The sequence below is a fragment of the Microbacterium sp. PM5 genome (assembly GCF_003293595.1).
Taxonomy (GTDB): domain Bacteria; phylum Actinomycetota; class Actinomycetes; order Actinomycetales; family Microbacteriaceae; genus Microbacterium.
In genome coordinates, this window is sequence record NZ_CP022162.1 from 1,836,118 (window position 1) to 1,857,678 (window position 21,561).

Here is a 21,561-nt window from a genome sequence, read left to right on the forward strand (position 1 = left end):
TCCTCGATGTTCTCGCCGGCGCCGGCGTCGTGACCCTGGCGCCGGGCCGACGACCGCCGGCCCGGCGACGCCGTGGTCACCAGATGGTGACGCGCTGGTCGGCGTCGAGCCACAGCGCGTCGGTCTCGGTGACGTCGAACGCACGGTAGAACTCGTCGACGTTGCGAACGATCTGGTTGCAGCGGAACTCGTTGGGCGAGTGCGGATCGATCGTCAGCAGGCGGATCGTCTCGGCCTCGCGACCCTTCTGCTGCCAGATCTGCGCCCAGCTGAGCAGCAGCCGCTGAATGCCGGTGTAGCCGTCGATCACGGGACCATCGGCATCCTCGTCGGTCGTGTCGGCGCCGAGCGACAGGCGATAGGCCTTGATCGCGATGCCGAGTCCGCCGAGATCCCCGATGTTCTCGCCGATCGTCAGGGCGCCGTTGACGTGGTGCTCCGCGGCGAGACCCTGCGGCACGAGTTCGTCGTACTGGGCGATGAGGGCACCCGTGCGCTGCTCGAACGCGGCGCGGTCGTCATCCGTCCACCAGTCGCGAAGGGCACCGGTGCCGTCGAAGGCCGACCCCTGGTCGTCGAAGCCGTGGCCGATCTCGTGGCCGATCACGGCGCCGATGCCGCCATAGTTGGCCGCGGCATCCCGGTCCAGCTCGAAGAACGGGTACTGCAGGATCGCCGCGGGGAACACGATCTCGTTCATCAGCGGGTTGTAATACGCATTGACCGTCTGGGGCGTCATGTACCACTCGTCGCGGTCGATGGGGGCGCCGAGCTTCGCGATCTGCCGCTCGTGCTCCCACGCGTTCGTGCGACGCACGTTGCCGATCAGATCGGCGCCGTCGACCTCGAGCGCGGAGTAGTCCTTCCACGTCACGGGGTAGCCGACCTTCGGCGTGAACGCGTCGAGCTTCTCGAGGGCACGGCCGCGGGTCTCCGGGGTCATCCACTCGAGGGTCTCGATCGAACGCCGATAGGCCTCGATGAGGTTCGCGACGAGCTCGTCCATCGCCTCCTTGGCCGCGGGCGGGAAGTGACGCTCGACGTAGACCTTGCCCACGGCCTCGCCCATCGCCGCCTCGACGAAGCTGACGCCGCGCTTCCAGCGCTCGCGGTTGACAGGAACGCCCGTGAGCTCGGTGCCGTAGAACGCGAAGTTCGCGTCGACGAAGTCCGACGACAGGAACGCCGCGGAGGCCCGCACGATGTGCAGCCGCAGCCACGCCTTCCAGTCCTCGAGGCGATCCTCGACGAGCAGCGAACCCAGGCCCTCGAAGTAGCTGGGCTCGTTCACGTTGATGTCGGCGAAGCCGTCGCGGCGTCCAGGGGCGACCGCATCCAGCCACGGCGCGAGGTCGACGCCGACGAGCCGCTGCACGTCATCCCACGTCATGAGGTTGTACGTGGCGACGGCGTCGCGCGTGCGCACGTTGTCCCAGTGGTGGGTCGCCAGCTCGGTCTCCAGCGCCAGCACGCGGTCGGCCTGCCGCCCGGCATCCTCACCCTGCGCACCCACCCCGGCGAGGCCGAGGACCGTCTGCACGTAGTCGCGGAAGGCGACGCGGGTCTTGTCGAAGTTGTCGAGGCGGTAGTAGCTCTCGTCCGGCAACGACAGTCCGGACTGCACGAAGAACGCGACGTAACGCTCGGGATTTCCCGGGTCGGGCTCGATGTAGACGCCGATCATGCTGCCGACGCCTTCCCGCTCCATCTCGCCGACGGTGCGCAGCAGCGCCGGGATGGAGTCGATGGCGTCCACGCGGGCCAACTGGGCCGCGAGGGGCTCGGCCCCGAGCCGCTCGATGCGCTCGGTGTCCATGAAGCTCGCGAACAGGTCGCCGATCTTGCGCGCCTCCGTGCCCGGCTCCGCCGTCGTCGACTCCTCGATGATGGCCCGCACGTCCTTCTCGGCCTGCTCGGCGATCAGGTGGAACGAGCCCCAACGCGCCTTGTCGTCGGGGATCTCCGTACGTTCCAGCCAGGCTCCGTTGACGTGCCGGAACAGGTCGTCCTGAGGACGGATGCCGGGGCTCAACGCGGACAGCTCGATACCCGAGCGAAGGGTGGGGGCGGTCATGCCGTACAGGATACGCGCCGCTTCTGTTCCCACGATCCGAGTTCACCACCCGTTCGCCCGGGGGGTCGTTGCCCGAGCACCGTCGGTCGCCGAGCGCGCGCCGCGCGTCGACACGTCCCCCTCCCGCGGCCCGCGTCGTCCGCCCCCCGTAGGCTCGACGCATGCCCGCGTCGACCCTCAACCGCGAGATCCTCCGGCTGGCGGTGCCGGCCCTGGGTGCGCTGGTCGCAGAGCCCTTGTTCCTGATCGTGGATGCCGCACTGGTCGGACACCTCGGCGTCGTGCCACTGGCGGGCCTCGGCATCGCATCGGCCGTGCTCCAGACGATCGTCGGGCTCATGGTCTTCCTCGCCTACTCGACCACACCCGCGGTGGCTCGTCGCTTCGGCGCCGGCGATCATGCCGATGCCGTACGCGCCGGTGTCGACGGACTCTGGCTCGCTCTCGGTCTGGGCGTCGTGCTGGCGATCGCGGGATCATTGGCGACTCCGGCGCTCGTGGCGCTGTTCGGCGCGACGCCCGACGTCTCCCACCAGGCGCTGATCTACCTGCAGCTGTCGATGTGGGGCCTTCCCGCGATGCTCATCGTGTTCGCGGCGACGGGGCTGCTGCGCGGCATGCAGGACACCGTCACGCCGCTGTGGATCGCGGGCATCGGCTTCGCCCTGAACGCGGCACTGAACGCACTGTTCATCTACGGGTTCGGCTGGGGCATCGCCGGGTCGGCCGCCGGAACCGTCGCGGCACAGTGGGGCATGGTCGGCGCCTACGCGGTCGTGATCGGCCGACTGGCGCAGCGGCACTCGGCATCCCTGCGTCCGCAGCGCGACGGTCTGCGCGGATCGGCCGCGTCGGGTGGCTGGCTGTTCCTGCGCACCGTGTCGTTGCGCGCGGCGTTTCTCGCGACCGTGTTCGCCGCGACCGCGCTGGGCACCGATGAGCTGGCCGGGTGGCAGGTCGCGTTCACGATCTTCTCGACCGCCGCCTTCGCGCTCGATGCGTTGGCGATCGCCGCGCAAGCGCTCATCGGTCGGGGCCTCGGGGCCGGCGATGAGTCGTTCGTCCGCCGTGTACTCGGCCGCACCGTCGCGTGGGGGGTGTGGTTCGGCGTGATCGTGGGCGCTGCGATCGCGGCGCTGTCGGGCGGGATCGGACTCGTGTTCACCGGGTCACCCGAGGTCGCCGCGCTCGTGCAGCCCGCGCTTCTCGTGCTCGCGGCCGCGCAGCCGGTGTGCGGCGTGGTCTTCGTGCTCGACGGCGTGCTGATGGGAGCCGGCGACGTGCGCTACCTCGCGGCGGCGGGCGGCCTCAACCTCGTCCCGTACCTGCCGGCCCTCGCGGTGCTGTGGCTGGTGCATCCCACCGGGGCCGTCGGCCTGATGTGGCTCGCCGTCTGCTTCTTCGGCGTGTACATGCTGGCGCGGCTCGCGACGCTCGCCTGGCGCGTGCGGCGGCCGCAGTGGGTCTCCGCCGGGGCGTGAGCGGCCTGCGTGCTGTCACGCCCAGCGACGGCACCACTCGTACATCACGACGGCGGCCGCCGCGCTCGCATTGATCGAGCGCGTCGACCCGTACTGGGTGATCTCGACGACGGCGGATGCCGCCGCGACCGCCTCGGCCGACAATCCCGGCCCCTCTTGACCGAATAGCAGCACACAGCGTTCGGGCAGTTGGGCGCGATCGACCGGCAGCGAGCCGTCGACGTTGTCGACTGCGATCACGGGGATCGCGGCATCCTCGGCCCACGCGGCGAATGCGGCGACGTCCTCGTGGTGCCGCACGTGCTGATAACGGTCGGTGACCATCGCGCCACGACGGTTCCACCGCCGCTTGCCGATGATGTGCACCTCGGCGGCGCCGAACGCATTGGCGCTGCGCACGATCGAGCCGATGTTCATGTCGTGCTGCCAATTCTCGATGGCGACGTGGAACGGATGCCGGTGCTCATCGAGATCGGCCACGATCGCCGCCATCGTCCAGTAGCGGTAGCGATCCACGACGTTGCGTCGATCGCCGGCCGCGAGCAGCTCCCGGTCGTAGCGCGGATCGTCGGGCCACGCCGGCGGGCCGCCCGGCCACGGCCCGACCCCGACGGGGAGCTGCGGCTCGGCCGCCTCATCCTCGAGCTCGGGGGCGGTGCGCTCGGTCATCGCTCCAGGCTACCGACCCTGATCGTCCGGCCTGCCGGCCGCCCTGCGTAACTCCGCCTGAGGCTGCCGGAAAGCGCGTCGCGCAGGCACTTCCCGCTACTCAGGCGGAGTTACGCGCACACCGCCCCACGCCTGCAATATTTCGGCCTCCCGAAATCTCTGGTAATTTTTCGGCATGCCGAAAAATCTCTCGCCCATGCTGGAGACGCCCGGTCGCACGGTTCGAGCCGCGCACAACGATGCCGCGCCGTCGCGAGCACGCCGTGCGGCATGGCTGCTGGGACCGGCGCTGGTCGCCGGCGTCGCCTACCTCGATCCCGGCAATGTCGCGAGCAACATGACCGCGGGGGCGCGCTTCGGCTACCTGCTCGTCTGGGTCGTCGTGCTCGGCAACGCGATGGCGTGGCTCATCCAGTACCTGTCCGCCAAGCTCGGCATCGTGACGGGACAGAGCCTCGCCGAGACCCTCGGCGACCGCCTGCGCCATCCCTGGGCGCGCCGCGCCTACTGGCTGCAGGCCGAACTCGTCGCCGTCGCCACCGACGTCGCCGAGGTGATCGGCGGTGCCGTCGCGCTCTGGCTGCTCTTCGGCGTGCCCCTGCCCGTCGGCGGCCTCATCACCGGGGCCGTCTCGATCGCGCTGCTGCTCATCCAGCAGCGCCGCGGAGCCCGCAGCTTCGAGTTCGTCGTGATCGGTCTGCTCGTGGTGATCTCGATCGGCTTCACCTACGGAGTCTTCATCGCCCCGCCGGATGCCGCGGGCGTCGCCGCCGGCATGATCCCTCGATTCGAGGGATCGGAGTCGGTGCTGCTCGCGGCATCCATCCTGGGCGCGACGATCATGCCGCACGCGATCTATGCCCACAGCGCCCTCGCCCGCGACCGTTTCTCCGCGGTCGGCGCGCGCGCCGCCGACCGCGCCGTCGCGACACCACGCCTGCTGCGCGCGACCCGGTGGGACGTCACAATCGCCCTGGTCGTCGCGGGCACGGTGAACCTCGCGATCCTGCTGCTCGCCGCCGCCAACCTCGCCGGCGTCGAAGGCACCAACAGCCTCGAGGGCGCGTACACCGCACTGTCGGCGGGCCTCGGTGGCGCCGTCGCGACGATGTTCGCGATCGGCCTGCTCGCGAGCGGTCTGGCGAGCACCGCCGTCGGCGCCTATGCCGGCGCGGAGATCATGCACGGCCTGCTGCGCGTGCGCGTGCCGCTGATCGCGCGGCGCCTCGTCACGCTGGTGCCGGCCATCGTGATCCTCGCGCTCGGGGCCGACCCGACCTGGGCGCTGATCCTCAGCCAGGTGGTGCTGAGCTTCGGCATCCCGTTCGCGCTCGTGCCGCTCGTCGCCCTCACCGCCCGCCGCGACGTGCTGGGGGTGCACCGCAACCGCTGGTGGACGACCCTTGCGGGTGTCGTCGCGTCGGTGTTCCTCATCGCTCTGAACGCACTGCTGCTGTGGCTCGTGCTGACGGGCCGATAGTCACGGCCGGTAGCCTGAGAGCGTGGCTGCGAACTCCGTCGCGATCGACGACTACCTGAAGACGATCTACCACCACACCGAGTGGCAGCCCGCGCTCATCACCTCGTCGCAGCTGGCGGCCGAGCTGAAGCTCGCCCCGTCGACGGTCACGGAGATGGTGCAGAAGCTCGTCGCACAGGGTCTCGTCGACCACCGTCCGTACGGGCCGGTCGCGCTCACCGAGCAGGGCCGGCTGCGCGCGGCATCCATCATCCGTCGCCATCGCCTGATCGAGACGTGGCTGGTGCAGGAGTTCGGCTACGCGTGGGACGAGGTGCATGACGAGGCCGAGGTGCTTGAGCATACGATCAGCGACCGCCTGCTCGCCGGCATCGCAGAGCGGCTCGGGCATCCTCGCTTCGACCCGCACGGCGACGCGATCCCGGATGCCGAGGGCAACGTCCACCGCCTGCCGTTCGTGCTGCTGTCGGCCGCCGAGCTCGGGCACGCGGGTGAGGTGCTGCGGGTCAGCGACCGTGACCCCGAGCTCCTGCGCGCGCTGGAGGGAGCGGGCATCGATGTGGGGCACCGCCTCGTGGTCGCGGGAGCCGACGTGGTCCGCGTCGACGACGGCGCGACCGTGACGCTGCCCGCCGGCGCGGCCGGTGCAGTCTGGCTGACCGCCTGACCCCGGTTGCGCCCCGCCCTCGCCCGGGCGTGGCTGCCCCCCCCCCCCCCCCCCCCGCGGGGATGTCCCAAAAGCCGTCCCCTCCGGGGCCTCCACACCGCACAATCTGGGACACGCCCCGCTATAAGTGGGACACGGTCGGGGGCGATGGGGGGCATCGCGACCGTGGCGCGGAGGGGCTGGCCGGCAGTCTCAGCGCCGCCAGAGGCGCCGCGGACGGCTGGCCTTGAGGTAGGGCCAGGTGATGCCGGTGGCGTGCTCGCAGTAGTCCCAGAGTCGGGTGGCGATGTCTTCGCGCCGGGCCAGCTTGCTGGCTTGACCGAGTGCGGGCGGGCCGGCCACCAGTCGCGACGGCCCCCAGAACTGGCCACCGATCGCCTCCGGATCGACGAGCGCCCGCACGAGCGGCCACGCTCCGCGCTCCTTGGACTGCGTGATCGGAGCCTGCAGGTTGTCGACGAAGCGCGTCATCCGCGTGGGCTCGTTGATGCCCAGGATGCCGCGGGTGCGTCCGCTGATCGCGTACCCGGGATGGGCGACGAGGCTGGCGATCGGCACGTTCGCGGCCCGCAGGCGCCGATCGGCCTCGAGGCCGAGAGCGGTCGTCGCGACCTTCGACTGCACGTAGGCCCGCCACGGCGAGTAGTTCGTCGCCAGCTCGGGGTCGACGGGGTCGTAGTTGCCCATCGCGGTCGACATCGACCCGACCCACACCATGCGACCTCGACCGGCGGCGAGCGGTAGCAGCAGCTCGCCGGCGAGCGCGTAGTGGCCGAGGGCGTTCGTCGCGAAGACCACCTCGTGCCCGTCGGCGGTGGTCTCGCGGTGGCGCGGCGGGTGCACGACGCCGGCGTTCAGCAGAAGCCCGTGCAGCCCCGCACGACCGCGCACCGTCGCGGCGGCGGCGCGTACGGAGCCCAGGTTGCTCGTGTCGAGCAGGAGGGTCGTGATCTCGGCATCCGGCACCTGACGCCGCACGGCGACGCGTGCGGTGGCCAGCTTGTTCGGGTTGCGCCCCGTCATGATCACGTGGGCGCCCGCCTCGGCGAGCTGCAACGACGCGAAGAAGCCGAGCCCCGCCGTCGACCCGGTGACGAGGTAGCGTCTGCCGGAGAGGTCGGGGAGCGTCGTCGGGTCCCAGTCGTCGCGTGCCACGCGTCGAGACTACGGCCGGATCGCCCCGCTAGGCTGGCCCCATGCGGACACGCGCCGATATCGAATGCTGGCTCACCGACATGGACGGCGTCCTCGTCCACGAAAACAAGCCGATCCCGGGGGCCGCCGAGCTTCTCGAGCAGTGGCGCGACGCGGGCACGCCGTTCCTCGTGCTGACGAACAACCCGTTCTACACACCACGTGATCTGAGCGCGCGGCTGCGCATCTCGGGGCTGGAGGTCCCCGAGGATCGCATCTGGACCTCCGCTCTCGCGACGGCCGAGTTCCTGCGCTCGCAGCACCCCGGCGGCACGGCATTCGTCATCGGCGAAGCGGGCCTGACGACCGCGCTCCACGAAGCGGGGTACGTCCAGACCGAGACGCAGCCCGACTACGTCGTGATCGGAGAGACGCGCAACTACTCGTTCGACCGCATCACCCAGGCGATCCGCTTCATCAACAACGGCGCGCGCTTCATCGTCACCAACCCCGACGCCACCGGCCCGACCCCCAGCGGCATCGTGCCGGCGACCGGCTCGTTCGCCGCGCTGATCACCCACGCGACGGGCAAGGCCCCCTATGTGGTCGGCAAGCCGAACCCGATGATGTTCCGCTCCGCGATGAACCGGATCGGCGCCCACTCGGAGAACACCGGCATGATCGGCGACCGCATGGACACCGACGTCGTCGCCGGCATCGAAGCGGGCCTGCACACGATTCTCGTCCGCACCGGCATCTCCGACGACGCCGAGATCGAGCGCTATCCGTTCCGCCCCGACGAGATCGTCGACTCGGTGGCCGATCTGCTGGCCGATGAGCCGGCGGAGTCCGAGATGCCCGAGGGGCTGTGACGGAGCGCAGCTCCGGTCGGCGGGTCACCCTCACCGAGGTCGCAGAGAGGGCAGGTGTGTCGCGCTCGGCGGCCTCGTTCGCGCTGAACGGCCGCCTCGACCAGCGCCTGTCCGTCGAGACGATGGCCCGCGTCCGTCGAGCAGCCGACGAGCTCGGCTACCGCGCGAACGTCACCGCGAAGACCCTGCGCACCGGCCGCTCGGGCACGGTCGCCCTGGTATCGGACTTCGTCAGCTCGACCTCCTTCGCCAACTCGATGGTGCGCGGCGCGCTGGAGCGCCTGCGCGAGGCGGGGCTGCTGCTGTTCACCGTCGACACGCAGGGCGATGCCGAGATGGAGCGCCGCTTCCTCGACGATCTCGTCGCGCGCGACATCGACGGCATCCTGTACGCGTCGATGTTCACGCGGCGCGTGATGCCTCCGGCGTCGGCGCGGCACACCGCGCTGGTGCTCATGAACTGCGAAGCCGACGATGCGGCGATCAGCTCGGTCGTCCCCGACGAGCGCGCCGCGGGCGCGACGGCGGCCCGGCTGCTGCAGGAGGCCGGCCACGATCGCGACATCTGGTTCGTCGGCACGCTCGCGCCCGGCCGCACCGGCGGCAGCGCGTGGCACGAGTGGGGTCCGGTCGCGCTCCCCCGCCGACTGGAGGGCATCCGCGCTCAGCTCGCCGCCGCGGGCACGCAGCTCGCCGGCGAGGTCGCCGTGGACGACGACTGGACGGTGCACGACGGGCGGGATGCCGCGGAGCGTCTGCTCGCGTCAGGAGCGCGCCCGCGCGCGGTGATCTGCGTCAACGACGCGGTCGGGGTGGGCGTGTTCCAGGCCCTTCGACGAGCCGGACTGCGGGTACCGGACGACGTGTCCCTCGTCTCCTTCGACGGCGGTGTTCTCGCCGAGGCGACCGATCCGCAACTGGTCTCTCTGCGCCTTCCGCAGGCCGAGATCGGCCGGCGCGCCGCCGACCTCCTGCTCTCCCCCGATGAGGGCATTCGGCACGAGCTCGTCGAGATGCCGGTGAGCGGCGGCGGCACGATCGCCGCGCCGCGGGTCTGACCGGCGGCGTTCGAGATCGGATTTCTCCGGTCGATGGCGTCGAAGTCATGCTTGCTTCGCTTGCTATATCGGTATAGCTTGTGTTGCGACGGCGGCGGACCCGGTTCGCCCCGCACGCCGCCCGCCTTCGTCACCCGCACGTACAAAGGAGTATGACCATGAGCGCACTCTCGGCTCGCCCCGCCCCGAACCCCTGGTGGGTGGGCTTCGTCTGCGGAATGGCGACCTTCGTCGACGCCGCCGCGACCACCGGCATCGGTGTCGCGCTCGTCCTCTTCCAGTCGTTCGTCCCCGGAACTCCGGGCCTCACGCCCGACCAGGTCGGCCTGCTGACGGGCGTGCTGACCGCGGGCGTCGCGATCGGCTCGCTCGTCGGAGGACGCCTGGCCGACCGATTCGGCCGTCGCCGTATCTTCCTGGTGACGATGAGCCTCATCGTGCTCGGATCGCTCACGCCGTTCTTCGGCGTCTCCTTCGGCCTTCTCCTGCCCGGCATCGCGCTGATCGGACTGGGCGTCGGCGCCGACCTCCCCGCGGCTCTCGCATCGATCTCCGAAGCGGCCACCGACCGCAACCGCGGCAAGATCCTCGTGTTCTCGAATCTGCTCGGCGGCTTCGGCATCCTGCTCGCGGTGCTCATCGGCATCAACTTCGGTCAGCTCGGCGAGGTCGGCGGACGCATCATGTTCGCGGCCTTCGGCGGCGTCGGTCTCGTCGTGCTGGCACTGCGCCTCACGATCCCCGAGTCGGCGGACTGGATCGCCGCCCGCGACGAGCGCCGCAACGGCGTGCAGACCGTCCGCGCCGAGCGCGGCCGTCTCCGCGACTTCGGGCGCCCGCAGTACCGCCGGCCTTTCGTGACCCTGCTCGTCTACTACACGCTCGCCTCGATCGCGATCAGCGTCGCCGGCAGCTTCGGCACCTTCGTGGCGGTCAACGTCGCCGGCATCCCGGTGAACGAATACCAGGGATGGACGCTGCTGGCGATGCCCGCCGCCATCCTCGGCGCCGTCTGGTTCATGGCCGTCGCCGACACGCGGTTCCGGATGAGCTACTACGTCATCGGGGCGATCGCCGTGGTCGTCGCGAACCTGGTGCCGGTGGTGTTCGGCTTCACCCTCCCCGCCCTGATCGTCTCGGTCGTCGTGACGACCTTCGCCGGCGCGTTCTGCTTCGAGACGATCATGAAGGTGTGGACGCAGGAGTCCTTCCCCACCATGCTGCGCTCCACGGCGCAGGGAACGGTCTACGCCGTCGCCCGCTTCGCGACCGCGGCGTTCAACGTCGTCACCCCCGCCCTGCTGCTTCTCAACCCGAGCGCCGTCTACGTCGCCGTCTCGGTGGTGGCCGCCGCAGGCTTCCTGATCGGGTGGATCGGGTTCCGGCGCGGTGTGACCAATGCGTTCGACGTCGAGGCGGACGTGGTCTCGGCATCCGACGCGAACGCGTCTGCCGCGACACTGGCCCGCTGAACCGGCTTCCCCGACGAAAGAACACCCATGCGACTCGTCCCCTTCGAGACCACGGTCCGCTCGCTCACGCTGCGGGGCACGCACTACCTTCCGGATGCCGCGACGGGCGCCGAGCCGGCACCGCGGCCGACCGTCGTGCTGCTGCACGGCTTCGGCGGATCGCGAGTGGAGACCACCGGCGTCTTCGTCGCTCTGGCGCGCGCGCTGGTCGCGGCCGGGTTCGGCGTGATCGCGTTCGATCGCGCGGGGCACGGCGAGAGCGACGGCGAGTTCTTCGACACGACGGCGTCGGGCGATATCGCGGACACGTTCGCCGTGCTCGGCGCCGTGCGAGAGAGTCCCGACGCAGATGCCGAGAACCTCCACCTCGTCGGCATGAGCCTCGGCTCCGTCATCGCCGCGGTCGTCGCGGCGGAGGCGGGAGCGGGCGGCATCCGCTCGCTGACGATGTGGTCGACGGCCGCCGTGTTCGTCGACGACATCCGCTCGGGACAGATCCAGGGGCGCTCGCTCGCCGCGCTCGACGGGCCGGACGGGTTCTTCGACTTCCTCGGGATGCGACTGGGCCCGGCGATGCGCGCCGACGCTCTCACGTTCGATCCGTATGCGCGAGCCGCGGCCTACGACGGCCCGGCCCTGCTGCTGCACGGCACGGCCGACTTCGTCCCGGTGCGCTACGCCCAGCGTTACGCCGAGGCGGACGTCTTCGGCGAGCGCGCCGTGGTCGTCGTCGTGGACGGCGCCGACCACGGCTGGGCGCAACTGCCTCAGCGTGACGAACTGATCGCCCGCACCGTCTCCTTCATCCAGTCCCACTCCGAGAGGACCGCTTCGTGACCACCCCCCTGACCCCGTCCCGGATCGGCATCGGCGAGGTCGTGCGCCTCGGAGACGCCGAGGTGCTGCTCGAAGGGCACCTCGACGTCGATGACAGTCGCGGCATCCGCCCCCTGCGCCTGCCCCGCCGCACGTGGGCGCACTTCCCGCCGAACGGCGAGATCCTTCGCGCGATCACGGCCAACGCGAGCGGCGTGCGCGTGCGGTTCACGACGGCAGCGACCACGCTGAGCCTGACGATGCGGTGCACCCAGCTGCACTTCGCCGAGCTCGCCGGCCCGGTCAACGACGTGGTCGTGGAGGTCGAGGGCGAGCCGGTGCACGTCGTGCGCGCCCCCGTCACCGACATCCGTCGACTCTCGTGGATCGGGGATGCCGCGACCGACGAGCCCGCGAGCGAACCCGCGACGCTGGAGATCGCGCTCGGCGGCGCGGGCGGCCCAGGTCCGCGCACGGTGACCGTCTGGCTGCCACAGGGGATGATCGTCGACCTCCTCGATCTTCGCGCCGACGCCCCCGTGGTCGCAGCGGAGCCCTCCCCGGCACCCGTCTGGATCCACCACGGCAGCTCGATCAGCCACTGCGTCGAGACGCCCTCGCCGACCGGGGTGTGGCCGGTGATCGCGGCGCGCACGAGCGATCTGTCGCTCATCAACCTCGGCTTCGGCGGGCAGTGCATGCTCGATCCGTTCGTCGCCGACACGATCGCCGCCACGCCCGCCGACGTCATCACGCTCAAGGTGGGCATCAACATCGTGGGCGCGCGCTCGTTCGATCAGCGCACGTTCACGCCCGCGGTGCACGGCTTCCTCGACCGGGTGCGCGCCGGTCATCCCGACACCCCGATCGTGCTGGCGTCGTCGATCCTGTGGCCGGGCAGTGAGGACACGCCGGGCCCCTCCGACGTGGAGTTCTTCGACGACGGGCATGTCCGTTGCTACGCCGCCGGGGACGCCGACGACGTCGCCCGCGGTGCGCTGACCATGACCGAGTCGCGGCGACAGCTGGCCGAGGTGGTGCGGGTGCGCGCGGCATCCGGGGAACGGATCGCGTACCTCGACGGGCTGAGCCTGTACGGCGCCGACGACCAGGAGCGCTACACGCTGCCCGACAGCCTGCATCCCGACACGGAGCTGTATGCCGAGATCGCCGCGCGCTTCGCCGCCGCCGTGTTCGGTGCCGACGGACTCGTCCCCCGCGCCCGACTAGGCTGAAACTGCCCGCCCCCGCACGGGCGGAGGAGACATCGTGAACGCGACCGAGCAGACGCTGCTGTTCGCCTCGACCGGCCTGGTGCTGGTCGGGACGCTGGTGGTGTTCGTCGTGCAGTTCATCCGCGGTCGCGGGCGCGACAGCGGCGACGGGAGCGACCAGTGATCGCCATCGTCTTCGTCGTGACCGCGATGGCGCTGCTGATCGTCGCACTCGTGCTCTTCGTGCGGGGCCGCCGCGATGCGCCGCAGGGAACCCCGCTGCCCAACGGCCGCGGCATCCTCCTGCTCACCCTCGCCGGCCTCGTGCTCGCGCTGGCGTCGCAGCTGCCCGTCTTCCACTGAGCGCGCCGTCGCCTTGAGCTCGGCCGCTCCGCGACGTAGCGTGAAACCGCCCGATCTCCATCGACCGAAGGGGACACAGTGACGACGCCGAACCCGTTCCTGTTCTGGATGAGCTTCGCGATCATGATGGTCATCGTGGTCGGTGGCGGAGTTGCGCTCGGTATCTCGACGCAGCAGTATGCCCTCGCTTTTGCCCTCCAGCTGATCATCGCCGGCGCGTGGGTCGCCATGTTCTTCCGCTACCGCCCGCGCCGCGCACCGCAACAGAATCGGATGCCGACAACGGATACGGAGGCGTGAGCTCGCGGCATCCGAATCCGATGCTGATCTCCGAATCCGTTGCGCCAGAGGGACCGTTAGAGGCGCCGCGCTACTGGGCCTGCAGTCCCAGGTCGTCGAGGTCGATGATCGAGCGCCACTCATAGCCGGCGGCCTCCACCGCCGCCTGCGCGCCGGTCTTGCGATCGACGACCGTGACGACCGCCACGATCTCGGCACCGGCAGCCGCGACGACCTCGGCGGCCTTCAGGGGCGAGCCGCCCGTCGTGGAGGTGTCCTCGACGATGACGACACGCTTGCCGGTCACCTCGGCGCCCTCGATCTGGCGACCGCGGCCGTGGTCCTTCGGCTCCTTGCGCACGACGAACGCATCCACGGGCGTGCCGGCGGCGACCGACGCGTGCATGACGGCGTTCGCGATCGGGTCCGCGCCCAGGGTGAGGCCGCCCACGGCATCCGCGTTCAGGTCACGCACCGCGTCGAGCACGAGCCGGCCGATCGCGGGAGCCGCGCGGTGGTCGAGCGTGAGCTTGCGCATGTCGACGTAGTACGTCGCCTTCTTGCCGCTGGAGAGCGTGAAGTCGCCGTGGAAGACGGCTTCGGCGGCGATGAGGTCGACGAGGGCGCGACGCTCGGACTCGAGCTCGGGCGTGGAGGCGGCGGTCATGCTGAAGAGTCTACGGAAGCGAAGAACCGGGATTATTTCCGCAGCATCTCTGCCCGCGGCATCCACCCCGCACCCTAGAGTCGGGAACGTCACCCGGCGCGGTGCCCGGGCGATCCCGGGCGCTGCGGCCGACCGGATCGAAGGAGCACCATGGCCCGTATCGGCATCGTCCGCGAGCGCCCCGGCGAGACCCGCGTCGCCGCCTCCCCCACCACCGTCGGCAAGATCCGCGCGCTCGGCTACGACGTGAGCGTCGAGGCCGGCGCCGGCGCCGCATCGTCGTTCCCGGATGCCGCGTACACCGCCGCCGGCGCCGCCATCGCCACCCGCGACGAGGCCTGGGGCGCCGATGTCGTCCTGTCGGTCGCGGCCCCCACGGATGCCGAGATCGCGCTGCTGCAGCCGGGGGCGACGCTCGTCGGCATCCTGAGCCCCGCGCTCAGCCCCGACCTGCTCGCCGCCCTCGCCGCCCGCGGTGTCACGGCCCTCGCCATGGACGCCGTGCCCCGCATCTCGCGCGCGCAGTCGATGGACGTGCTCAGCTCGATGGCCAACATCGCCGGCTACCGCGCGGTCGTCGAGGCCGCGAACGAGTTCGGCCGCTTCTTCACCGGACAGGTCACCGCCGCCGGCAAGGTGCCGCCCGCGAAGGTGCTGGTCGCCGGGGCCGGCGTCGCCGGTCTGGCCGCGATCGGCGCCGCGTCGAGCCTCGGCGCGATCGTCCGCGCCACCGATCCCCGCCCCGAGGTCGCCGACCAGGTCGCGTCGATCGGCGGCACCTACCTCGAGGTCGTCGTGCCCGACGAGCAGAAGGAGGTCTCGGCCGACGGCTACGCCAAGGCCACCAGTGCCGCCTACGACGCCGCGGCCGCCAAGCTCTACAGCGACCAGGCCGCCGACGTCGACATCGTGATCACGACGGCGCTCATCCCGGGTCGTGCCGCCCCGCGCCTGCTCACGGCCGCCGACGTCGCCGCGATGAAGCCCGGCAGCGTCATCGTCGACATGGCCGCGGGCCAGGGCGGAAACGTCGAGGGCTCGGTGGCGGGCCAGCGCATCGTCACCGACGGTGGCGTCATCATCCTCGGCTACACCGATCTCGCCGGCCGCCTCCCTCAGCAGGCGTCGCAGCTCTACGGAACCAACCTGGTGAACCTCCTCGCCCTCCTCACCCCGGGCAAAGACGGGCAGCTCGCGATCGACGACACCGACGTCGTGCAGCGCGCCGTCACCGTCACGCGTGACGGCGCCGTCACCTGGCCGCCGCCTCCCGTGCAGGTCTCTGCCGCGCTAACGAAGCCCGGGACGGATGCCGCGGCATCCACTCCCGCGCCGGCCGCCAAGAAGGGGCTCTCGGCGGGAGCGAAGACCGGCCTGATCGTCGCCGGCGTCGCCGCACTGTTCCTCGTGTGCGCCGTCGCGCCCGCACCCCTGCCGCAGCACATCCTCGTGCTCACGCTGTCGGTCGTGATCGGGTTCTACGTCATCGGCAAGGTCGCCCACGCCCTGCACACTCCACTGATGAGCGTGACCAACGCGATCAGCGGCATCATCGTCGTCGGCGCCATGAGCCAGATCGTCGTGCCGAACCCCGTCGTGCAGGTGCTCGCGGCGATCGCGGTGCTCCTGGCATCCATCAACATCTTCGGAGGCTTCGCGGTGACCCGTCGCATGCTCGCCATGTTCCAGAAGGGTGACCAGAAGTGACCATCGTCGCCACCTCCGAGACGGCCGGGGCCCTCGCGCTCGCCCAGTCCGTCTCGACGGCCGCCTACATCGTCGCGGCCCTGCTGTTCATCCTCGCCCTCGCCGGCCTCAGCAAACAGGAGACTGCCCGCCGCGGCGTCGTCTACGGCATCGTCGGCATGACGATCGCCCTCCTCGCCACCCTCGTGCTCGTCGTCGCGAACGGCACCCTCGCGTCGGAGGGTGCGACCGCCGCGCTCGGCATCGGCCTCCTCGTCGCCGCGGTCCTGGTCGGCGGCGCCATCGGGCTGTGGCGGGCGCGCGTGGTCGAGATGACCGGCATGCCCGAGCTCATCGCCCTGCTGCACTCCTTCGTCGGCCTCGCGGCCGTGCTCGTCGGCTGGAACGGCAGCCTCTACGCCGAAGGGTTGCCGGAGGAACTGGTCGGCATCCACCACGCCGAGGTGTTCATCGGCGTCTTCATCGGCGCCGTGACCTTCACGGGGTCGATCGTCGCCTTCCTCAAGCTCTCGGGCCGGATGTCGTCGAAGCCGCTCATGCTGCCCGGCAAGAACGCCCTCAACATCGGCGCCCTGGCACTGTTCGTCGTGCTGACCGTCTGGTATGTCGCGACCCCGTCGATCTGGCTGCTCGTCGCCGTGACCGTGCTGGCCCTCGCGCTCGGCTGGCACCTGGTCGCCTCGATCGGCGGCGGCGACATGCCGGTCGTCGTCTCGATGCTCAACAGCTACTCCGGCTGGGCCGCGGCCGCGGCGGGCTTCCTCCTCAACAACGACCTCCTGATCGTCACCGGCGCCCTCGTCGGCTCGTCCGGTGCGTACCTGTCGTACATCATGTGCAAGGCCATGAACCGGTCGTTCCTCTCGGTGATCGCAGGCGGCTTCGGCATCGAGGCGCCCCGAAGTGCCGACGCCGAAGAGGGCGAACACCACGAGACGGATGCCGCGGCCGTCGCCGAGCTCCTCCGTGACGCGCGGTCGGTCATCATCACCCCCGGCTACGGCATGGCCGTCGCCCAAGCGCAATACCCGGTCGCCGACCTCACGAAGCGGCTGCGCGAGCGCGGCGTCGAGGTGCGCTTCGGCATCCATCCCGTCGCCGGGCGCCTGCCGGGCCACATGAACGTGCTGCTGGCCGAGGCCAAGGTGCCCTACGACATCGTGCTGGAGCTCGACGAGATCAACGACGACTTCGCCGACACCGACGTCGTGCTCGTCATCGGGGCGAACGACACGGTCAATCCCGCCGCGGCAGAGGACCCCGGCTCGCCCATCGCGGGCATGCCCGTGCTGCACGTGTGGGAGGCCCGCAGCGTCGTGGTGTTCAAGAGGTCGATGGCCTCCGGTTACGCCGGGGTGCAGAACCCCCTGTTCTTCCGCGACAACACGCAGATGCTGTTCGGTGACGCCAAGCAGCGGGTGGAGGACATCCTGCGGGCGCTCTGACCCGCACCCGCGTGCACAACTCCGCCTGAACGGCGCCCATCCCGGCTGCGAAGGCACCGAGGCCACGCTGAGCAGGAGTTGTGCACGCGGGCGGCCCGTGACGGCCGCGTCGGCGGGGGCCAATACGCTGGATGCCATGCGCATCGCCACCTGGAACGTCAACTCGATCCGCGCCCGCGTCGTCCGCACCGTCGACTTCGCCGTCCGCGAGGGCATCGATGTGCTCGCGATGCAGGAGATCAAGTGCAAGCCCGAGCAGTTCCCGTACGAAGCGTTCGAAGACGCGGGCTACACCGTCGAGGCGCACGGGCTCAACCAGTGGAACGGGGTCGCGATCGCCAGCCGTGAGCCGATCGAGAACCTGCAGGTCGGGTTCCCGGGCATGCCCGGCTTCGCGAAGGGTCACGACGGCCCCGGCGCTCCACTCGAGGCCCGCGCGCTCGGCGCCACGATCGGCGGCGTCGAGGTGTGGAGCCTCTACGTACCCAACGGGCGCGGCCTCGATGACCCGCACTACCGCTACAAGCTCGATTGGCTGGAGGCTCTCCGCGGCTACACCGCCGACACGCTCGCCGCCGACCCCGACCGGGCGCTGGCGCTCACCGGCGACTTCAACATCGCCCCGACGGATGCCGACAACGGCGACCCCACCGTCATCGAAGGCGTGACCACCCACGTCTCCCCGCCCGAGCGCGCCGCCTTCCAGGCCCTGCTCGACGCGGGCCTGAGCGACACGGTGCGGCCGCTGGTTCCCACCGGCTACACCTACTGGGACTACAAGCAGCTGCGCTTCCCCCGCAACGAGGGCCTGCGCATCGACTTCATCCTCGGCTCGCACGCGTTCGCCGACGCGGTGACCGCGGCATCCATCCACCGTGACGAGCGCAAGGGTGAGATCCCCAGCGACCACGTCCCCGTCGTCGTCGACCTCGACCTCGACGGCTCGGACGACGACGACCGCCCCATGATCTGGTGACCGGGCGAACTCAGGTCATGTCGCCCGTGACGACGTCGCCGTCGGGGGCGTAGCGCAGCAGAAGCGTGCCGGTCGGTCCCGACACGGCGGGTGCGATCAGCCGCAGCCGTGCCGGTGCTGCGCCGTCCGGAAACACCTTCTTGCCCTGACCGAGCACCACCGGGTGCACCCACAGCTTCAGCTCGTCGTACAGACGGGTGCGAAGCAGCGTCTGCGAGAAGTCGACGCTGCCGATCACGTGCACCTCGGCGTGGCGATCGCGCAGCGCATCCACGGCCGCCGCGACCTCGGCGTCCGAGCCGGTCAGCACGCTGGTGCCCGCCCATTCCGGGTCGACACCGGCCCGGGTCGCCACATACTTCGGGATGGCATCGAAGTGCCGACCGATGAACCCCTCCGGCCCGTCGGTGTGATGCGGCCAGTACCCGGCGAAGATGTCGTACGTGCGTCGGCCGAGCAGCAGCGCGTCCATCCGGCGGATGCCGCTGCCGACGTCCTCGCCGATGACGGCGTCCTCGAACGGCGCCTGCCAGCCGCCGAACGGGAACCCGCCGCTGGTGTCTTCGTCGGGGCCGCCCGGCGCCTGGGCGACGCCGTCGAGCGTCGTGAACAGGTCGATGACGATCCGCCCGCGCATCACGATGCCTCCGCCGGAGGGCCCTGCTCGGCGGCGACGGGGTCCATGTAGAGGAAGCCGAGGCTGTTGCCATCGGGGTCGTCCAGGTCACGGCTGTACATGAAGCCGTAGTCCTGAGCGGGGTGCGGCTCGGTGCCACCGGCAGCCAGGCCCGCCTCCACGATCGCGTCGACGTCGGCGCGTGAATCTCGGGAGAACGAGAGCGAGGCCTGCGCCCACTCCCTGGGCTCTCCGACGGGCTTCTCGGTGAACGTGGCGAAGAACTCCCGCCGCAGCACCATGAAGAAGATGTCGTCCGACCAGACGACGCACGCGGCGTTCTCGTCGGTGAAGTTGGGGTTGATGGCGCAGCCGAGCGCCCGGTAGAAGGCGACGCTGCGCTCGAGGTCGTTCGTCGGAATGTTCACGAAGATGCTCGTCATACCCAGAGCATGCACCCCCGGCGCGATGAGGTCGAGACCCTCTCCCTCTCAGGGAGGATGCCACGGCATCCGGCTGCCCCTAGCGTGGAAGGATGAGCTCCGCCGCCCTCGTCCGCACGACCACGCCCGCGCAGCGTCGCAACGATGTGTGGCTCGCGCTCGCACTGTTGATCAGTGCCGTGATCAGCGCGTGGCTGGGCACGGTGGCAGGCTTCTACGGCGAGAACACCCCCGCCTTCGGCTGGGCGCTCGTGTACGTCGCCGCCCTCACTCTCCCTCTGGCCCTGCGCCGGCGCTTTCCCGAAGCGACGCTCATCGTCGTCGCGCTCGCATTCTTCGTCGGCGTCTCGGTACGCATCCCGGAGATCTACGTCGGCAACGTGGCCCTGTTCATCGCCATGTACACCGTCGGGGCGTGGGTGAGCGACCGCCGGCGCGCAACCGTCGTGCGGCTCGCGGTGATCGCCGGCATGTTCATCTGGCTTCTCGTGGTGACCTTTCAGAGCGCGATCGATCCGGACGGCGATGGGCCCTCCCGCGCGGGCTTGTTCTCGCCGTTCGCCGCGTACATGATCATCCAGTTCCTCGTGAACGCGGCCTACTTCGGCGGCGCGTACTTCTTCGGAGAGCGCGCCTGGGCCGACGCCCGTGCGCGCGCGGTGCTCGAAGAGCGCACCGCCGAACTCGAACGCGAACGCGAGATCACCGCCGCCCAGGCGGTCGCCCTGGATCGCGTCCGTATCGCCCGTGAACTGCACGACGTCGTCGCCCACCATGTCTCCGCCATGGGTGTGCAGGCAGGGGCCGCGCGCACGGTGCTGGACCACGACGCGGCGGCGGCGCGCGAGGCACTGGTCACCGTCGAGTCGTCCGCACGCGACGCGCTCACCGAGCTGCGCCAGCTGCTCGAGACCCTCCGCACCCCCGACGCCGACACCCCCGCCGCCTCGACGGTGCGCCTGCAGTCGATCCCCGACCTCGTCGCACACGCGAACGACAACGGCATGCCCACGACGTTCGCGGTGGTCGGTGACCCGATCGATCTGCCCGAGCTCGTGCAGGTGAACCTGTACCGCATCGCCCAGGAGGCGCTCACCAACGCGCGGCGTCACGGAGGTCCGGATGCCGCGGCCGATGTCCGGCTGCGATTCGACGACGACCACGTCGAGCTGGAGGTCGCCAACCGCGGCCGCGCCCAGGTGGCCGGGCGCACGGGACTCGGCATCGTCGGCATGCGCGAGCGTGCAGCCGCATCGGGCGGCACCCTCGAGGCGGGTCCGCGCACCCGCGGCGGCTTCGTGGTACGGGCGCGGGTACCCGCCAGACTCGGCACGACGAGAATCGCGCCCCCGACACCGGTCAGCGCGGGGCCGCGATGAGCGCGCCGGTGCGGGTGCTGCTCGTCGACGACCACGCCGTGATGCGGGCGGGGTTCCGCATGATCCTGGAGGCCCAGAGCGACATCGTGGTCGTCGGGGAAGCCGGGACGGGCGCTGAGGCCGTGGCCGCCGCATCCTCGCTGCACCCTGACGTGATCTGCATGGACGTGCAGATGCCGGACATGGACGGACTCGAGGCGACCCGACGGATCGTGGCCGACCCGTCGATCGACGCGGTCGTGGTCGTGGTGACCACTTTCGACCGTGACGACTATCTCTTCCAAGCCCTGCACGCGGGCGCGAGCGGCTTCCTGCTCAAGAACGCCGGTCCGGAAGAACTCGTCACGGCGGTGCGCGTCGCTGCCGCGGGCGATGCCTTGCTGGCGCCGGCCGTGACGCGCCGCGTCATCGAGCGCTTCGCGGCATCCGCCCGCGACACCGACACCGGGGTCGCCGCCGCGCCGTCATCGGCGCAGCCGCCGGCGTCATCGGCGCCGGAGCGGACAGCTCCGCCCGTCGAGCTCACCGAGCGCGAGCGCGAGGTGCTGCGTCTGCTCGCCGAGGCCTACAGCAACGCCGAGATCGCCGCCGCCCTCTTCATCGGCGAGGCGACCGTCAAGACGCACGTGTCGAACGTGCTGCAGAAGCTCGGAGCGCGAGACCGCGTGGCCGCCGTGGTCTACGCACACCGGCACGGCATGGTCTGAGCCGACACGGTCGACGCACACCGCCCGCGAGGCGCGGTCGGT

The 21,561-nt window shown here is 70.7% G+C and carries 22 protein-coding genes; 16 read left to right on the forward strand and 6 right to left on the reverse strand.

Annotation, left to right across the window (positions count from 1 at the left end):
* Window positions 1–76 precede the first annotated feature (76 nt).
* Window positions 77–2,074, reverse strand: coding sequence for a M13-type metalloendopeptidase (locus tag CEP17_RS08900; RefSeq protein ID WP_112931994.1), 1,998 nt, complete (start codon window positions 2,072–2,074; stop codon window positions 77–79).
* Window positions 2,075–2,235: 161 nt separating this feature from the next.
* Between CEP17_RS08900 and CEP17_RS08905 the strand changes: the two genes are divergently transcribed.
* Window positions 2,236–3,555, forward strand: coding sequence for an MATE family efflux transporter (locus tag CEP17_RS08905; protein WP_112931995.1), 1,320 nt, complete (start codon window positions 2,236–2,238; stop codon window positions 3,553–3,555).
* Window positions 3,556–3,570: 15 nt separating this feature from the next.
* On the opposite strand, the gene CEP17_RS08910 is transcribed toward CEP17_RS08905, so the two are convergent.
* Window positions 3,571–4,224 carry a TrmH family RNA methyltransferase gene (locus tag CEP17_RS08910; protein WP_112931996.1) on the reverse strand — a complete coding sequence of 218 codons (654 nt, stop codon included), beginning with the start codon at window positions 4,222–4,224 and terminating at the stop codon, window positions 3,571–3,573.
* A 196-nt stretch (window positions 4,225–4,420) separates the two neighbouring features.
* Here CEP17_RS08910 and CEP17_RS08915 point away from each other — a divergent pair, with 196 nt between their 5' ends.
* On the forward strand, window positions 4,421–5,704 hold the full coding sequence (locus tag CEP17_RS08915; RefSeq protein WP_112931997.1) for an Nramp family divalent metal transporter: 1,284 nt from the start codon (window positions 4,421–4,423) through the stop codon (window positions 5,702–5,704).
* A 22-nt stretch (window positions 5,705–5,726) separates the two neighbouring features.
* Complete coding sequence (locus tag CEP17_RS08920) at window positions 5,727–6,371, forward strand: metal-dependent transcriptional regulator (RefSeq protein ID WP_039416231.1); 645 nt, start codon at window positions 5,727–5,729, stop codon at window positions 6,369–6,371.
* A gap of 192 nt (window positions 6,372–6,563) precedes the next feature.
* Here CEP17_RS08920 and CEP17_RS08925 read toward each other — a convergent pair whose 3' ends face one another.
* Entirely contained in the window at window positions 6,564–7,526 is a 963-nt protein-coding gene (locus CEP17_RS08925) for an SDR family NAD(P)-dependent oxidoreductase (RefSeq protein ID WP_112931998.1), read from the reverse strand.
* Window positions 7,527–7,567: 41 nt separating this feature from the next.
* Here CEP17_RS08925 and CEP17_RS08930 point away from each other — a divergent pair, with 41 nt between their 5' ends.
* The 8 genes from CEP17_RS08930 to CEP17_RS08960 all read left to right on the forward strand — a co-directional run bounded on the left by CEP17_RS08930 (window position 7,568) and on the right by CEP17_RS08960 (window position 13,600).
* Window positions 7,568–8,377 carry an HAD-IIA family hydrolase gene (locus CEP17_RS08930; RefSeq protein ID WP_036320397.1) on the forward strand — a complete coding sequence of 270 codons (810 nt, stop codon included), beginning with the start codon at window positions 7,568–7,570 and terminating at the stop codon, window positions 8,375–8,377.
* A complete protein-coding gene (locus CEP17_RS08935) occupies window positions 8,374–9,435 on the forward strand; it encodes a LacI family DNA-binding transcriptional regulator (protein WP_112931999.1) in 1,062 nt (353 codons plus the stop codon). The genes CEP17_RS08930 and CEP17_RS08935 overlap by 4 nt, the downstream gene beginning before the upstream one ends.
* Window positions 9,436–9,593: 158 nt before the next feature.
* The gene (locus CEP17_RS08940) at window positions 9,594–10,907 is read left to right on the forward strand and encodes an MFS transporter (protein ID WP_112932000.1); all 1,314 of its coding nucleotides are present in this window, start codon (window positions 9,594–9,596) and stop codon (window positions 10,905–10,907) included.
* Between the two features lie 27 nt (window positions 10,908–10,934).
* Window positions 10,935–11,744 (forward strand): alpha/beta hydrolase, encoded by an 810-nt coding sequence (locus CEP17_RS08945; protein ID WP_112932001.1) that lies wholly within the window; start codon window positions 10,935–10,937, stop codon window positions 11,742–11,744.
* Complete coding sequence (locus CEP17_RS08950; RefSeq protein WP_112932002.1) at window positions 11,741–12,958, forward strand: GDSL-type esterase/lipase family protein; 1,218 nt, start codon at window positions 11,741–11,743, stop codon at window positions 12,956–12,958. Before CEP17_RS08945 ends, CEP17_RS08950 begins: the two co-directional genes overlap by 4 nt.
* A 34-nt stretch (window positions 12,959–12,992) precedes the next feature.
* Entirely contained in the window at window positions 12,993–13,121 is a 129-nt protein-coding gene (locus CEP17_RS15330) for a hypothetical protein (RefSeq protein WP_269429771.1), read from the forward strand.
* Window positions 13,118–13,300, forward strand: coding sequence for a hypothetical protein (locus CEP17_RS08955; protein ID WP_036320403.1), 183 nt, complete (start codon window positions 13,118–13,120; stop codon window positions 13,298–13,300). The genes CEP17_RS15330 and CEP17_RS08955 overlap by 4 nt, the downstream gene beginning before the upstream one ends.
* Window positions 13,301–13,378: 78 nt before the next feature.
* A complete protein-coding gene (locus CEP17_RS08960) occupies window positions 13,379–13,600 on the forward strand; it encodes a hypothetical protein (protein ID WP_112932003.1) in 222 nt (73 codons plus the stop codon).
* A gap of 70 nt (window positions 13,601–13,670) precedes the next feature.
* Here CEP17_RS08960 and pyrE read toward each other — a convergent pair whose 3' ends face one another.
* Window positions 13,671–14,246 carry an orotate phosphoribosyltransferase gene (gene pyrE / locus CEP17_RS08965; RefSeq protein WP_112932004.1) on the reverse strand — a complete coding sequence of 192 codons (576 nt, stop codon included), beginning with the start codon at window positions 14,244–14,246 and terminating at the stop codon, window positions 13,671–13,673.
* A 150-nt stretch (window positions 14,247–14,396) separates the two neighbouring features.
* Between pyrE and CEP17_RS08970 the strand changes: the two genes are divergently transcribed.
* The 3 genes from CEP17_RS08970 (at window position 14,397) to CEP17_RS08980 (ending at window position 18,374) form a co-directional block, all read left to right on the forward strand.
* The gene (locus tag CEP17_RS08970; protein WP_112932005.1) at window positions 14,397–15,953 is read left to right on the forward strand and encodes a Re/Si-specific NAD(P)(+) transhydrogenase subunit alpha; all 1,557 of its coding nucleotides are present in this window, start codon (window positions 14,397–14,399) and stop codon (window positions 15,951–15,953) included.
* Between the two features lie 2 nt (window positions 15,954–15,955).
* Window positions 15,956–17,398: a Re/Si-specific NAD(P)(+) transhydrogenase subunit beta gene (gene pntB, locus CEP17_RS08975; protein WP_112932922.1), complete on the forward strand. Its 1,443-nt coding sequence runs from the start codon at window positions 15,956–15,958 to the stop codon at window positions 17,396–17,398.
* Window positions 17,399–17,534: 136 nt separating this feature from the next.
* On the forward strand, window positions 17,535–18,374 hold the full coding sequence (locus tag CEP17_RS08980; RefSeq protein WP_112932006.1) for an exodeoxyribonuclease III: 840 nt from the start codon (window positions 17,535–17,537) through the stop codon (window positions 18,372–18,374).
* Window positions 18,375–18,384: 10 nt separating this feature from the next.
* Here CEP17_RS08980 and CEP17_RS08985 read toward each other — a convergent pair whose 3' ends face one another.
* Window positions 18,385–19,011 (reverse strand): dihydrofolate reductase family protein, encoded by a 627-nt coding sequence (locus tag CEP17_RS08985; protein ID WP_112932007.1) that lies wholly within the window; start codon window positions 19,009–19,011, stop codon window positions 18,385–18,387.
* Window positions 19,011–19,433, reverse strand: a complete 423-nt coding sequence (locus CEP17_RS08990; protein ID WP_036320418.1) for a VOC family protein — start codon at window positions 19,431–19,433, stop codon at window positions 19,011–19,013. Before CEP17_RS08990 ends, CEP17_RS08985 begins: the two co-directional genes overlap by 1 nt.
* A gap of 92 nt (window positions 19,434–19,525) precedes the next feature.
* On the opposite strand from CEP17_RS08990, the gene CEP17_RS08995 reads away from it, so the two are divergent.
* Window positions 19,526–20,812, forward strand: coding sequence for a sensor histidine kinase (locus tag CEP17_RS08995; RefSeq protein WP_036320420.1), 1,287 nt, complete (start codon window positions 19,526–19,528; stop codon window positions 20,810–20,812).
* On the forward strand, window positions 20,809–21,519 hold the full coding sequence (locus CEP17_RS09000) for a response regulator transcription factor (protein ID WP_036320423.1): 711 nt from the start codon (window positions 20,809–20,811) through the stop codon (window positions 21,517–21,519). Before CEP17_RS08995 ends, CEP17_RS09000 begins: the two co-directional genes overlap by 4 nt.
* Window positions 21,520–21,561 lie beyond the last annotated feature (42 nt).

What these genes read in the sequence shown, in the direction of transcription:
- CEP17_RS08900 (WP_112931994.1), bottom strand. Translation starts at nt 2,074, where the DNA reads ATGACCGCCCCCACCCTTCGCTCGGGTATCGAGCTGTCCGCGTTGAGC.
- CEP17_RS08905 (WP_112931995.1), top strand. Translation starts at nt 2,236, where the DNA reads ATGCCCGCGTCGACCCTCAACCGCGAGATCCTCCGGCTGGCGGTGCCG.
- CEP17_RS08910 (WP_112931996.1), bottom strand. Translation starts at nt 4,224, where the DNA reads ATGACCGAGCGCACCGCCCCCGAGCTCGAGGATGAGGCGGCCGAGCCG.
- CEP17_RS08915 (WP_112931997.1), top strand. Translation starts at nt 4,421, where the DNA reads ATGCTGGAGACGCCCGGTCGCACGGTTCGAGCCGCGCACAACGATGCC.
- CEP17_RS08930 (WP_036320397.1), top strand. Translation starts at nt 7,568, where the DNA reads ATGCGGACACGCGCCGATATCGAATGCTGGCTCACCGACATGGACGGC.
- CEP17_RS08940 (WP_112932000.1), top strand. Translation starts at nt 9,594, where the DNA reads ATGAGCGCACTCTCGGCTCGCCCCGCCCCGAACCCCTGGTGGGTGGGC.
- CEP17_RS08945 (WP_112932001.1), top strand. Translation starts at nt 10,935, where the DNA reads ATGCGACTCGTCCCCTTCGAGACCACGGTCCGCTCGCTCACGCTGCGG.
- pyrE (WP_112932004.1), bottom strand. Translation starts at nt 14,246, where the DNA reads ATGACCGCCGCCTCCACGCCCGAGCTCGAGTCCGAGCGTCGCGCCCTC.
- CEP17_RS08970 (WP_112932005.1), top strand. Translation starts at nt 14,397, where the DNA reads ATGGCCCGTATCGGCATCGTCCGCGAGCGCCCCGGCGAGACCCGCGTC.
- CEP17_RS08980 (WP_112932006.1), top strand. Translation starts at nt 17,535, where the DNA reads ATGCGCATCGCCACCTGGAACGTCAACTCGATCCGCGCCCGCGTCGTC.
- CEP17_RS08985 (WP_112932007.1), bottom strand. Translation starts at nt 19,011, where the DNA reads ATGCGCGGGCGGATCGTCATCGACCTGTTCACGACGCTCGACGGCGTC.
- CEP17_RS08990 (WP_036320418.1), bottom strand. Translation starts at nt 19,433, where the DNA reads ATGACGAGCATCTTCGTGAACATTCCGACGAACGACCTCGAGCGCAGC.
- CEP17_RS08995 (WP_036320420.1), top strand. Translation starts at nt 19,526, where the DNA reads ATGAGCTCCGCCGCCCTCGTCCGCACGACCACGCCCGCGCAGCGTCGC.
- CEP17_RS09000 (WP_036320423.1), top strand. Translation starts at nt 20,809, where the DNA reads ATGAGCGCGCCGGTGCGGGTGCTGCTCGTCGACGACCACGCCGTGATG.